Source organism: Desulfomarina sp. (genome assembly GCF_054039375.1).
The window spans coordinates 1-14,400 of record NZ_JBPLBA010000148.1; the positions used below are offsets into that span (position 1 = coordinate 1).

The following is a 14,400-nucleotide window of genomic DNA, read 5'->3' on the forward strand; positions in this document are numbered from 1 at the left end:
CGGAGGTAAGCGTAGACTCCGATATCAATTATATGCCTGAGGTATAATTTCCTGTGCGCCTTGATCTCAAACAAAAATCCTCATTTCTGCACAGACACTATCTATATATTGCAAATACAGACAAAACACCCATCATGATTATTTGAAAAAACCATTCCTGATTACATATAAAAATCAGCCTGATACTTGTGATACTGGGAATGTGGCTGAATTTCATGGATAATCAGAAAACCATTTGCCTTCTGGAGAGAATTGAAGTGAACTATAAGTCTTAATAATGAATTAGAAAATTCAACCTGGATATCAGAAACGTTTTGCAGATTTGACCATATATTTTTTTATTATCTTGTCCGTATTTTTCAGCATCTTTTCTCTGTCAAAAACAATTTTTGTCCCTTGAGTATCCATAATTACCAGATACTTTTCCCGGCTGTTTTCAAACAAAGCAACAAGATGGGCAAAATTCCTGACTGCCACACCGTTCACGGTTTTTATGACATTGTCAGCCAGTTCGTGGTAACCGACATTGATCTTATCAGCCAAAACCTGTGAGAGAATTACAATTTCCTGTGTCTGAAACTCAAGATCCCCATTCAAATAATAATCCATGAGTTCAACCGGGGCAGACCGATACCAGTCTGCTGCACTTCCATACTCCGTGAGATAGTTCAGTGTAAGTGGTTGAAAGACAACTCCCCCAAAAATATAGTATCGGGGCAATACTTCGTGTTTATAGGGAACTAATCGATCAAAACCTACCGAGCGCTGCAATGGCACCTCTATACTGATCTTTTTCCCATCCCTTTTTAAACCAAGGGTTACTGTCTCACCTATCTGTTTTCTCTGAATGATATACCCAAAAAAAGTTCTCTGCCCTTTTCGGAACTCTATCGTCCCGTCATAGGCAACATCTTCTCCATCAACAGACAGGATAACATCTTCTTTTTTTAACAACCTGGGTGAAGGTGAACCTGGAGAAATATCATTGATTAAAGCTCCATTTTCTTCGTCCTCAAGTTTGTAATAGCTTCTTAAATATGGACTTTCAAGTTTCTGCATGGAAATTCCAAGATCAGGAATTCCCCCGATGGATCCGTCCTCAGTATCTTTCAGAAACTGTAAAATAACAGGTGCCGGAATCATATATCCGATATTGTCGTAGCCACTGTTCATTCCCTGGAATGCAACACCGGCAATTTTCCCGTTAAAAATAACTGGGCCACCGGAATTCCCGGCATTGATTGACGCATCAATCTGACAGGAGAGAAGAAATGATCCACTGTAAGCGTAATTTATGTGCTCTATCCTTGATACAACCCCCTCAGTAATGGACAGCTTGTCTCCCCCGTCGGGAAAGCCATAAACAGCTACTTTATCCCTCACATCGGGCAAAGCACCTATCTGCAGAGGTGTCACCCCTGTAAAAAATTTCCTCTCGGCAACTTCGAGAAGAGCAAGATCACTCTCATGGTCGAAATACTTGACCTCAGCTGAATATTTTTCCGTCCTGCCCGCACGCCGCACATGAATGAAGACACTGTCACTGACCACATGAGCATTGGTCAATATCATATTGCCTTCAATTATGAATCCGGTTCCATGGGTCGTGAGCTGACCGACGTTCTGCCACGGTTGCTGGAAATTTGGAGAATTTCTTACCGTTTGAATTTTAACAACAATTTCTGCCGGGGAAATGGCATTTCCCTCAGCCGAAAGAAAAAACAACAGAATAAAAACAGAGAAAAAACAAAATGTTAGAAACCTGAAACCTGTCATATTGTAAATCCACCAGTAACTTCTCACAAGAACAACAAGTCTGTGATTATATTACCTCTTAACTTAAATTGCTCACCTGCCACAGGTTTTTGCATGCTCTTTTGTTCGCTTATAGCCTTACCCTGCAGGCAAAAGAGACCATGAAAAGCCGAGGTGCCGGAAAGTAATTATTATATAACAGCATATCGGCTACATTGTTCACATCATAGTGGACTGACTTCACCTATATCTGATGTATCAACCTGCACATGTGCCGGATTCCCATCATACTGAACCTCGCTGGTGCCACCGACACTGCCGGAAAGATTGTCGGTTACAAAAATTTTAGCTTCAGTGGCATCTTCGGTGATGATTTTTACATTCTGGACATGAAAATCCTCCCCATCAAACTCCGATGCGCCCTGCAACCGCAACTCAAGTTCTCTGGTGGACCCGGCAAGCCTCATGGTACTCGCACCTTCAAGGTCAACCAACAATTTATCTGAAGAACAGGTGTTCAGAAGGCCAACCAGATCACTGCTGCCACTGGCTGCTATTTTCTCCAATGTTTTCTTAATTGTAATTTTGAGTACCATTGGATTCTGCGTGCAAACCGCACCTTCTGAAAAGACCGTCAGTTTCCCGTTTTTCACTTTGGTAATTATTTTTGAATGAAGATTTGAATCTGCTGTTATTTCAACGCGCTGCCTGTCACCACAGGAAAGATGCACATCAAAAACACCTTCAACATTTATTTCACTGAAAGGCTCCGCATGACGCACCTCTTCCGTCATCCTGCTATTACCCTGGATGCAGTCACCACCGACAATACCACCTGTGTTCACCTGGTTATTCACACCAATATTGATATTTTGAAATCCAAATAAAAAGAACAGACAAAGTAGAACCAGACCATACCGCAGTCGAAAAACCTTTTTGAAAAATGTCATATTTTCATCACCTCATGGCGCTGAATGATTTTTTCAGATTATTTTTTACAACCCGGGTATCTCCTGGATCTCCGTAAGTACGCATATATACCGTTCTTGTTTCTCCGGAAACCGTATCGAGAACAAACGCTCCAACTGCCCCGCTTCCGCGGTTCAGCTGAGTAGCCCAGGAAGAAATCTGGTATCTGCCGTAATTCAAGGTCGAATTCTGATAATCAGAAGCTGCCCCCATCAGCAGAGAGACAACAAACAGACACAATGCACCAATAGTAAAAGAAACAATCCTTTCCCGCCAAATATTTATTTTCTTATCCATGATCAATTCCAGCACTGCCTGGCCAGCAACAGAAATCCTTATCCTTTACCAAAAGCACAGGCACTACTGCTCTTATGTATAATTTGAAAACTTCATTCTTTATGGATAAACCAGCATGACTGGACTGGAAAGCTCAGCCACAACAGGCAATGAAAATCCGGATTGCAACAGAAAGACCTTTGTTGTGGGATTTTCAGATAAATAAAGAACAGCCTCTACAGAACCGGCTGGCCAGACCAGCTGTTAAACCGGAGGAAATAAGGCTCAGCCATTTTTGGATTTCCGGATGCAGACCGGAAACTTAAAATGCATGATCCTGTCAGGCGAAGCGGGATTCCGCTTCACCCGACAGACAGGTTTACAGTGTTTATAAAACCGTTAAACATAGAGAATACTCTCGTTTTACGACTGTGCTTTGGCTGCAGAATAATCATCAACCTGGGCACCATGTCCTTCCACTTCTATAACATCATCAACACCGGGAATTGAAGCACCGAGAATATCTTCAATATCCTTTTTGGTTACCCGGAATTTTACAAAGGCATTACCTTCTTCATCCCAGCCGTAATCAACAAGATCAGCCAGGTAGGTTGTGGCCATTACCTTCACTTTAACAATATCGGAGGTCAGGATGTAATTTTCAACGGTTGTTTTACTCTCCAGGGTAAAACCGACAACGGTTTTCACGAGATTTTTATACCCGTCAAGTTCTGCCGCACGCAATGCCCTGAGAGGCCCGGCATTGGCAGGTGTGGAAGTTGCAAAAGCCACCCGTTTAAAGGTTTTTCCTTTCAGGTCCAGTTCCTGGCCATCAATATTAGTGATCGTGTCAATACTGATGGAGGCCGTTGCCTGGGCTATGTCTTTTTCCGCATCATAGACAACTTCCTCAATCTTGATCCCCTGAATTTCTGCTGAGGTTTTCGATTCGGTTTTGCCAACAAAATTTGCGGCAACCATATCAACAACTTCTTCTGTCGATCTGATCTTTAAACCATATACGGATTCGACAATGGCCCGTTCCGCCAACACTCTTGCAGCACGGGTTGACATGATCTTTTTATTTCCTGCAACCGCAATGGTTGTGCCAATAAACATCATGACCAGAACACAGCTGACTGCAGTTCTTTTTAACAACATGGTCGTATTTCTCCTTCCAATAGTACAATTAAAAATCTTCAAATTTGGTAAAAAAGCCATTACCAGTCATCAGCTGACAGTTTCTTGCCAAATCTTTTCGGTTTCTTTTTGACAGGAGCTGCCTTTTTCACAGGTTCAGGTGCTGGTTGTTGAACAGGCTGAGCCTGAGCAACTTCCTGAACAGGGGCCGGGGCCGCTGCCTGCTGCTGAACCGGTTGCTCAGCAATCTGCTGCTGGACAGGAGCTTCCTGCACTGCCGGAGCAGTCTCCTGAACTACCGGTGCTGCTTCCTGCACTGCCGGTTCTTCCTGCGTTTGCTGCAGGCTGGCATAATATTTATTGATGATGTCCCTTCGGGCAAGAGTTGCCCTGGTAATAGGAATGGAAATATAAATATCAGTAAATAATTTCTCACTCACATCGTCACCATTGAAAGCAGGGTCAAATTTCTGCAGGGCATCCCTGGTTTTCGCATCAATTTCGCTGGTAATATCCACATCATACCCATGTAGAATCAACCACTGCTGAACAGCTCCAATCCTGTCTTCTTTTGACATGCGATAGTACGTTCCGGAAATTGAATCCAGAACAATTTTATCAGGCTCAGACCCCTCACCCATCAGACGCCAGTAAGGAATGGCAAGGTACCGGCCTATCAACTGCATCATGCTGACCTGTACCAGCACCCGGACAGCTTCATGCCTGCCCTGAACTTTTTTAATCGTTCCTTTGGAACCGAAACTCGGGCCAAAAAGAGTTATCGCCAGTTCTTTCTCACGGAGTCCTTTATACACCTCCATGCTGTTAGTCGTTGTCATCCTGGGAATACCGGCCAGAGTCTGGAAATCTTTGAGATTGAAATCCAGGGTTATTCTTGCCTTACCATATTTGGCAGTATCTCCAAAACTTCCGCCGACAGTTCCTGTAGGAAACCAGCTTGGTACTCCCTTCACATCAAATTCGGCATCTACGTTTGTTCCTTCTCCCCTCGTCTCCAGTCCACGATCAAATTCGGTAATACCACCGGTAATCACCACGTCGGGGATAACCTTGTCTTCAAAATTACTGTATCCGGAAACCATCTGGTTCTGAATGTACGCAGGATCATATTCGATAAAGAGAACATTGCCCCCGATGGAGTTTAGGGTGCTTTTCATTATTTCTGTTATGTTTCTCTGAATCTCTCCTCCGGTGGTAACGGAAGTACCTGTTTCATCAGCTATATCCTGACTCTGAACCTTCATATACCCGGTATCATAAATCTCTGTCATCAGACCAAGATCAAGAAGTGCCTGGCTGTATGAAGTAATTTTCTCAACCGGGGCACTTTTCTGGAGTTCCACATCAACATTATGAGGATTCATATCCCCACATGCGGACAACAGAAAAAAGACCAGACTGAGAAAAAGCACTGTGAGTACATTCCGTGAAAAAGAAAAACTGATCCTGGAAGAACTGACGGTTGCAGTCTTGTTTAGTATCATATCTAACAATCCAATTTAGAAATTACAGAAAAGACAATATACAGATATCTTACGATGCCCGCCCAATACAAGAACCACCACGAAAATCCGGACTGCAGACAACCCCGCAAAACAAAGGTGTTGAAACAGGTCCCCATAAAAGTGACTGTTTCGAGCTACTGCCCCATGATGGCTGGAAAGTACTAAGAATAAAACCTTCCTTGATTATTTTCCACAACAAACTTCCAGGGGGCGGAAATCCGGTATTCAGGATTTAATCGGCAACATTCGTTTTCGGGCCTCTACTCTGGTCTATGATGTAAATATCGCCTTTAACCCTGCTTCCAGCACCAAGAACAACACTGTTCATATTCGCATCACCCTTCTTGCCCTTGCCGTTCTTGCCTTTTTTACCCTTCATCATGTTCGCCTTGCTTTTGGCATTGATAACAATGAACTTGATGTTTTTATCGGCTTTACCCAAATCATCATATTTGGACATTCCATCATCGGTGAACTTGGAAATACCATCATCCAGGTCACCGGCCAGAACAGAACCACCTGTAACAAACGGTACAAGCAGGAATATAAATATCACTACATATCGTAATCTCATGATCCGTCTCTCATATCTGACTACAGTCTTATCTGGAGGTGAAACAGTAACAGGGACCCTGCCCTGCTTTTTACAAAGCAGGGACCCTGTCGACTACCCCGTGCTATTCATTATTCTACAGAAACAGAACCCATGCTGGCTTCATTACCCTTACCGATTGCCATGTTGATGGCTTTTTCAACCTTGGAATCGTTAGTGATCACACCAGTCTTCCCAACGGTACTGCCTTTGATATTAACAGTTCCCATGTTGGCGGTATTGTTTTTCCCAATCGCCATATTGATAGCTTTTTTGACTGTACTTTTATTGGACACCCTTCCATTAATTTTGGCATTCTGCATATTGATGGTGCCCATATTGGCAGTGTTACCTTTACCGATCGCCATGTTGATGGCCTTCTCGACCTTGGAATCATTTGTCACAACACCGGTTTTGCCAACAGATCCGCCTTTCATATTTATGGTACCCATGTTGGCGGTATTGTTTTTTCCAATCGCCATATTGATAGCTTTTTTGACCGTACTTTTGTTGGATATTTTACCATTAACTTTGGCATTCTGCATATTAATAGTACCCATATTGGCGGTATTACCTTTACCGATCGCCATGTTGATGGCCTTCTCAACCTTGGAATCATTTGTCACAACACCGGTTTTACCAACAGTTCCGCCTTTCATGTTAATGGTTCCCATGTTGGCAGTATTGTTTTTACCAATTGCCATGTTGATGGCTTTTTTGACGGTACTTTTGTTGGATATTTTCCCTTTAACCGTGGCATTCTGCATAGTTATAGATCCCATATTGGCAGTATTACCTTTACCAATCGCCATATTGATGGCCTTTTCGACCTTGGAATCATTTGTTACAACACCAGTTTTGCCGACAGTGGATCCCTTCATGCTGATGGATCCCATCCGTGCTTTGTTGTTTTTCCCGATCGCCATATTGATGGCCTTTTTGACGGTACTCTTATTTGACACTTTCCCATCAATTTTCGAGCCTGCCATTGTATTTGATACGCTCATCGCCAGTGCCATTCCAATAACGCCTACTAAGATCTTCTTTTTCATAATCTGTGCCCTCATTTTTGATTTGTTTTTGGTTAATTGCAACAACGTTACTACTACTTGATAATTACAGAGTTTTTATTTGAAACTTGCCCTCCCGTTGCGATGTTGATGTTTTGGCCAAAACTGAGTGGTGATTTGACATCATTCACCACAATCCCTGTTCCTGAATAAACATGCGCATTGCCTATACTTCCGCTATTAACAGCAACAGTACCCGAATTAGCCTGGGCTCCGCTGCCTAATGCCAGATTAAGAGCTCCTCCTCTGACTCTTGTGGAAACACTGCCTACACTCGCATTCCTGATTACGGTCGCCCCCATGTTGGCTTCTGTTCCACGTCCAAGAGCCAGATTCAAAGCTCCACCGCCCACACTGTTTGAGATACTTCCCCGAACATTTGCACCCTTCAGTTCAGTCGCCCCCTGATTCGCATGGGCCCCACTTCCAAGAGCCAGGTTTACTCCGGCTCCACTTACTTTATTGGTAACACTTCCTCTGACTGTACTGTTACTGGCCTTAATGGCACCCTGATTGGCAACAGCACCTCCACCGGCTGCCAGATTCACAGCAGCACCGGTTACCTTGTTTGTGATATTGCCTCCAATTGTAGTATTTGTCAGACTGGCAGCCGCCTGATTCGCTTCCGCACCACTTCCAAAAGCAAGGTTGGCTGCAACTCCGGCTACTCTGTTATGAACATCACCCTTTACAGTACTGTTCTTCATCACTATGGCACCCTGATTGGCTTTGGCACCACTTCCCGCAGCCAGGTTAATAGCACCACCTGCTACAGTATTGGTGACATTCCCTTTCAGGGTGGAATTTTTCATACTGACAGCCGCCTGGTTTGCCTCGACATTGCTGCCGAAGGCGAGGTTGGCTGCAGCACCGGCGGCAGTGTTCACAACTGATCCCTGAAGTGTAGAATTATTCATGCTGACCGCCGCCTGATTCGCCTCAACATTGCTCCCTGCAGCCAGGTTTACAGCAGCACCACCAACAGTATTGATGATATTACCGCCCTTCAGAGTCGAATTCTTCATATTCACAGCCGCCTGATTGGCGGTTATCCTGTTACCGAAAGCCAGGTTGGCTGCAGCACCGGCGGCAGTGTTTACAACAGTACCCTCCAGGTGAGATCCCGCCATGTTGACCGCCGCCTGGTTAGCGTCAATTCTGTTTCCTGCAGCAAGGTTCACAACAGCCCCCCCTGCAGTATTGATAGCATTTCCTTTCAGGGTGGAATTCTTCATACTGACTGCTGCCTGGTTGGCGTTAATCCTGCTGCCGAAAGCCAGGTTGGCTGCAGCACCTGCCGCTGTATTCACAGTTGTACCCTCCAGGGTTGACCCTTCCATACTGACCGCCGCCTGATTGGCATTCACTTCGTTACCGATGGCGATGTTCACCCCGGCACCTGCAAGAGTATTGACCGCTGTTCCCCTGAGGGTTGAATCCTTCATGGTTACTGCCGCCTGATTGGCTTTAATTCTGTTTCCGGCGGCAAGGTTCACACCTGCGCCGATAACCGTGTTGACAACAGTACCTTCAATTTTGCTTTTTTCTGCTTTTACCGCTGCCTGATTCGCTTCTATCCTGTTGCCAAAGGCCAGGTTTGCAGCTCCGCCACCAACCGTGTTGACTACCGCGCCTTTTATATGAGTTTCCTTCGCCTGGAGAGCAGCCTGATTCGCTTCTATGGCGTTACCGGCTCCCACGTTGATTGCTCCTATCCCGATTCCTGTATTAACAACTGCACCTTCAACCGTACTTTTCTCCAGGACCGAACTGATCTGGTTCAGTTTCATGTTATTTCCAATACCGGCATTCAGCATACTGTGGCCGATTGAAGTATTGACAATCGCCCCTTTGACCTTGGTATCAATCAGTTTTGTGGTTGCCTGGTTGGCCTCAACCCTGTTGCCCAGAGCTGCATTCACATTATTCAGACCAAGAGATGTATTTACCACCGCTCCTTTTAACTCGGAACCCTTCATGATCGTAGTAGTCTGCGATGCGGAACTCTCGTTGCCGATGGCCACATTGACTGCATTCTGACTGATCCCTGTATTGACAACTGCCCCTTCGATCTTGCTGTCCTTAATTCTGGCGGCAACCTGATTGGCTTCGGTTTTATTGCCAATGGCGGCATTGATCACATTCTGACCACCGGAAGTGTTAACAATGGCACCCTTGAGCTCCGAATCCTTCATTATAGTAGATGCCTGGGTAGCAGAACTCTCGTTACCAATGGCGGCATTTATGGCATTCTGAGCAACAGATGTATTAATGATTGCCCCCTTGACCTTCGTCCTGTCCAGAATGATTGAAGACTGGGTGGCATGGGTCTTGTTGCCTATGGCCGCATTGACTGCATTCTGACTGATCGCAGTATTTACTGTTACACCTTTGAGTTCTGAGTCTTTCATGACCGTGGAAGCCTGAGTGGCAGAACTCTCGTTACCAATGGCCACGTTCACAGCATTCTGCATGACTGAGGTATTGATAACAGCCCCCTTGACTTTCGTTCTGTCTAGGACAATTGAAGACTGGGTAGCGTGGGTCTTGTTACCGATGGCCGCATTGACCGCATTCTGAGCCACAGCCGTGTTGATTGTCACTCCCTTTATCTCGGAGTCAGTCAATACTGTTGACCCCTGCGTAGCCGAACTCTTATTGCCGATAGCAGCATTCACAGCATTCTGCATGATGGAGGTGTTAATAACGGCACCGTCAACCTTGGTTCTTTTCATCTTGATTGAGGACTGGGTGGCATGGGTCTTGTTACCTATGGCCACGTTGACTGCATTCTGGCCGACTGCCGTATTAACTGCCACACCTCTCAGCTCTGATCCCTCAAGTACAGTCGATGCCTGGGTCGCCGAACTTTCGTTGCCGATAGCCGCATTGACCGCATTCTGGAGAGCAGAAGTATTAATAATCACTCCTTTTACCTTGCTGTCTTCCAGGCGAATCACCGATTGATCAGCTGTTGTTTTATTACCGATAGCCACATTGACTGCATTCTGGCCGGTCACAGTATTAATCGTTGCCCCGTCCAGTTCCGTGTTCTTGATAATAGTTGATGCCTGGGCGGCGTGGCTGTCGTTGCCGATGGCCGCATTAATTGAGTTTTGGACGGCTGATGTATTGATGACTGCGCCATTGACCTTGCTGTTTTCTATCCTCACGACCGATTGATCTGCAGTGCTCCTGTTACCAATGGCCACATTTATACCATTCTGTCCCACGGCAGAATTGACAACAACACCGTTTACCTTTGAATCTTTAATGACGGTGGAAGCCTGAGTTGCCCTGTTTTCGTTGCCGATAGCTGCATTTACAAGATTTTTGGAAGTCGTTGTATTGATCACCGCACCATTGACATTACTCCCCTCTATCTTGACGATAGACTGTTGCGCCGTATTTTTATTACCAACAGCCACATTAATCCCGTTCTGACCAAGCGTGCTGTTTACTACGATACCGTTCAGCGTCGAGTTCTTCATCAGCACAGAACTCTGTTCTGCAGTGTTTTCATTCCCGATGGCCGCATTAACCAGGTTTTTACTTGTTGTGGTGTTCACGATCCCACCGTTCACCTTACTGCCTTCGAGGCTGATAGAGTTCTGAATGGCTGTATTTTTGTTACCTATGGCCACATTGACCGCGTTTTCACTGCGCGACGTATTGACTGTAAAACCGTTTACGGTGGAATCCTTGATAGTGGTGGAAGCCTGAACCGCAGTATTTTCGTTGCCGATAGCTGCATTTACAAGATTTTTTGAGTCGGAATTATTTAATACAACACCGTTAACCGTACTGCCTTCAACCCTTACGGTAGCCTGATCAGCCCTGTTACCACTGCCGATGGCCACATTGATCAGATTATTCCCCTTGGAAGAATTGATAAGTGCTCCGTTGACCTGCGAATCTTTTACTACTGTCGATGCCTGTACCGCTTCATTATCCTTTCCGATTGCCACATTGACCAGGTTTTTCGAATCAGACGTATTCAGGATACCACCATTTACCGTACTTCCCTCAACCCTGACAGAAGCCTGATCGAGTTTATTCCTGCTGCCAATGCCGACGTTGACCAGGTTCTTTCCCCTGGACTTGTTATAAACAACACCATTAACGGTAGTATCCTTCAAGGCAACTGAAGATTGATTGGCAGTATTTTCACTGCCGATAACCACATTGATCGGAGTCTTGGTATCAGTATCATTCATCACCCCGCCGCGAACAGTGCCACCTTCCGCGGTGATGGAATCCTGATTCGCCTTATTTTTGCTGCCGATCGCCACATTCACGCTCGTCCCGCTTTTCACCTTATTCCTGAGAACTCCGGTGACATTAATATTTTTCAGGACAATTGAATTCATATTGGCTTTATTGTCTTTGCCTATAGCGATATTGACATCACGATCCATTTTGGTGGGGATGTTCAGGACAGCCCCCTTGATGCTTGATCCTGCAATTGCTGAAGATGAAAGTGAAAGTAAATGGACCAGAAAAACGACAACCAATGGCCCAACCGGGAACTTTTTCCTGTTTTCTCGGAGAGAGGAAATTAACAACATGATTTCACCAAAGTGTATGTATTTTGTTTAGTTAGACTTGACTGGTCTGCTTGTGATGCTTTTTTAAAAATAGATGTTTTAAGTATAACGCATAAGTTGGGCAAGAACAAGGAAACCACTTCAAAAAACTCTTTGAATCCCCTGTTGTTCAGACGTTTTCGACCTATCCTTACTCTGCATGTTTTATTCATTTTTTTGTCTGAACACATCATCCCGACCCCTTATACAGAAGGCTGTTTATGCTATTTTACAGAAATCGTATCATTCCTTCTTCTTAATTACAATTGTACCAGCAAAATCTTACAAATTTCCCAACAAAACACGAAAACTGCTCCACTACTGTGTTATGCCTCACCGCCATAAAACTCCTGCAAATTCTATCAGGCTTTTTTTACTCTCACCATTTTATTAATTGAACCGGTGAGTTTTTCGCCTTTCTGTTCATGAGTGTTCAACAACATCAAAAAGGTTCATTTTTTTTTAAAAACATGTAATTTATTCCCCAGGACAGAGAAAATGAGAATATATATTCATCCAGGATCCTTGAAATTGAAAAACAGATGACCAGGTAATTACTCACAGGCACCCCAGCTTTTCACGGTCTCTTTTGTCCGCATAGGTAGGCTATGGCAAACAAAAGAGCCTGCAAAAATCTGTGGCAGCTGTGAGCAATTACAGTTCAGAGATTATAAAACCATAGAGTTGCTACCCCTGTGACCAATTACATGACCAGACAACGCTCATTGCTGGAAAAAACAAAACTGCCTGAAGACCTCCCACTCGCCGAAAAATGCCGACCTTCCTCTATTGACTTGATTGAAGGGCAGGAAAAACTTCTGGCAGAAAACTCTCCTCTGCGGCTAATGATTGAAAAAGATGCTTACTCTTCTTTTATCCTCTGGGGCCCTCCAGGGTGCGGTAAAACAACCATAGCCAGGTTAATTCAGGCAAATACCAGGCATGCCTTCTGCCCTTTCAGTGGAGTTCTCAGTAAAATTGCGGAAGTAAAAAAACTGATGGAACGAGCCCGTTTCCTTTATTACAATGAAAATAAAAAAACTATTGTTTTTATAGATGAAATTCACAGATTTAACAAATCACAGCAGGACGCCTTTCTGCCCTATGTCGAATCAGGTGCAATTGTTCTTATAGGGGCCACCACAGAAAATCCATCCTTCGAGATCATCCCGGCCCTGCTTTCCAGATGCCATCTGTTTGTTCTTGAACCTCTAAAGGAAGAACATCTGCGAATCATTCTGACAAAGGCTCTTTCGAGCACGGCAAAACACCTTTCGCTTGATGACAATGCTCTGTCCTGTCTCTGTGAAAAGGCAGGAGGAGATGCCAGAAAAGGATTGAATTTCCTGGAACTCATAATTCAACAGGCAGAAAACGGAGATACAATTACCCCGGAAATAATCGAAAATGGCCTGAACAACCCCGTCCCATTTTATGACAAAAGAGGGGAAGAACATTTCAATCTCATCTCCGCTTTTCAAAAATCAATCAGAGGCAGTGATCCCCAGGCTGCGCTTTACTGGCTTGCAAGAATGATTGAAGCCGGGGAAGACCCCATGTATATAACAAGAAGACTGGTCCGGATTGCCACGGAAGATATCGGACTTGCCGATCCACAGGCCATTGTCCAGGCAGTTGCCATCAAGGACGCTGTTCATTTTCTCGGAATGCCGGAAGCCGCTACGGCCCTCAGCCAGCTGACAATCTACCTGGCAACTGCACCAAAAAGCAATTCAAGCGAAACCGCCTATAATAATGCAAAAAAAGACGCCCTTTGCTCCGGACATCTCAAAGTACCCTTGTCAATCCGCAATGCGCCGACAAAAATGATGAAAAACCTCGGGTATGGCAGCGGTTACCGCTATTCCCACGACTACAGCAATAATTACAGCTACCAGAACTATTTCCCTGAAGACATGGGTGAAAAATCATATTATACCCCCTCGAAATTCGGATTTGAAAAAGAGATTCAAAAACGACTTTCCTGGTGGAATCAACTGAAAAAGAAGCAAAACACATCCTGACAATTCAAAGGACAAAAAAACCAGGAAACATTTTCTGTATTTTCCGAACCTTCCACACACCTCCCTCACCTGACCTCTTGTTTGTGTATTTTCCCCTTGCTTTTATTGAAAATGAATCTATTGTAAAAGGAAGCGCCCACATTTTTTATTTTCTATACCCTGCGGGATTGAAGGCCTCACCGAATCCTGAATCCCGCAGGCTCGCTTACCTGCTTCGTTATCAATAGCTTGGAGTATGTAAATACTTCTGTGCCATTGAATATCATTTCTCAGCGGGTAAGTGAAAACTCTGGACTTGCCAGTTACAGGATTCAGGTCCCATTTTTCTCGTTTAACTATTAACTGCACAGGAGGAAAAATGGAAAACAGACGTTTTCAACGAATGAAAATCAATCAGTTGAGCGTGGATATCTCCGACGGGAACGGCTTCTTCTCAGGTGAAATCACAGATATGTCCCGTTT

At 44.6% G+C, this 14,400-nt stretch carries 9 protein-coding genes; 1 reads left to right on the forward strand and 8 read right to left on the reverse strand.

Annotation, left to right across the window (positions count from 1 at the left end):
- Window positions 1-303: 303 nt before the first annotated feature.
- The 8 genes from ACXLDX_RS08965 to ACXLDX_RS09000 form a co-directional block, all read right to left on the reverse strand.
- The gene (locus ACXLDX_RS08965) at window positions 304-1,776 is read right to left on the reverse strand and encodes a S1C family serine protease (protein WP_457576835.1); all 1,473 of its coding nucleotides are present in this window, start codon (window positions 1,774-1,776) and stop codon (window positions 304-306) included.
- Between the two features lie 203 nt (window positions 1,777-1,979).
- Complete coding sequence (locus tag ACXLDX_RS08970; protein WP_457576836.1) at window positions 1,980-2,705, reverse strand: GIN domain-containing protein; 726 nt, start codon at window positions 2,703-2,705, stop codon at window positions 1,980-1,982.
- A 7-nt stretch (window positions 2,706-2,712) separates the two neighbouring features.
- Window positions 2,713-3,021 carry a hypothetical protein gene (locus ACXLDX_RS08975; RefSeq protein WP_228856101.1) on the reverse strand — a complete coding sequence of 103 codons (309 nt, stop codon included), beginning with the start codon at window positions 3,019-3,021 and terminating at the stop codon, window positions 2,713-2,715.
- A gap of 402 nt (window positions 3,022-3,423) precedes the next feature.
- Window positions 3,424-4,161, reverse strand: coding sequence for a hypothetical protein (locus ACXLDX_RS08980; protein ID WP_457576837.1), 738 nt, complete (start codon window positions 4,159-4,161; stop codon window positions 3,424-3,426).
- A 59-nt stretch (window positions 4,162-4,220) separates the two neighbouring features.
- Window positions 4,221-5,645, reverse strand: a complete 1,425-nt coding sequence (locus tag ACXLDX_RS08985) for a DUF4384 domain-containing protein (protein ID WP_457576838.1) — start codon at window positions 5,643-5,645, stop codon at window positions 4,221-4,223.
- A gap of 253 nt (window positions 5,646-5,898) precedes the next feature.
- Window positions 5,899-6,240: a hypothetical protein gene (locus ACXLDX_RS08990; RefSeq protein ID WP_457576839.1), complete on the reverse strand. Its 342-nt coding sequence runs from the start codon at window positions 6,238-6,240 to the stop codon at window positions 5,899-5,901.
- A 110-nt stretch (window positions 6,241-6,350) separates the two neighbouring features.
- Window positions 6,351-7,310, reverse strand: a complete 960-nt coding sequence (locus tag ACXLDX_RS08995; protein ID WP_457576840.1) for a hypothetical protein — start codon at window positions 7,308-7,310, stop codon at window positions 6,351-6,353.
- 53 nt (window positions 7,311-7,363) lie between these two features.
- A complete protein-coding gene (locus ACXLDX_RS09000) occupies window positions 7,364-11,896 on the reverse strand; it encodes a beta strand repeat-containing protein (protein ID WP_457576841.1) in 4,533 nt (1,510 codons plus the stop codon).
- A gap of 725 nt (window positions 11,897-12,621) precedes the next feature.
- Between ACXLDX_RS09000 and ACXLDX_RS09005 the strand changes: the two genes are divergently transcribed.
- Complete coding sequence (locus tag ACXLDX_RS09005; RefSeq protein ID WP_457576842.1) at window positions 12,622-13,938, forward strand: replication-associated recombination protein A; 1,317 nt, start codon at window positions 12,622-12,624, stop codon at window positions 13,936-13,938.
- Window positions 13,939-14,400: the final 462 nt, after the last annotated feature.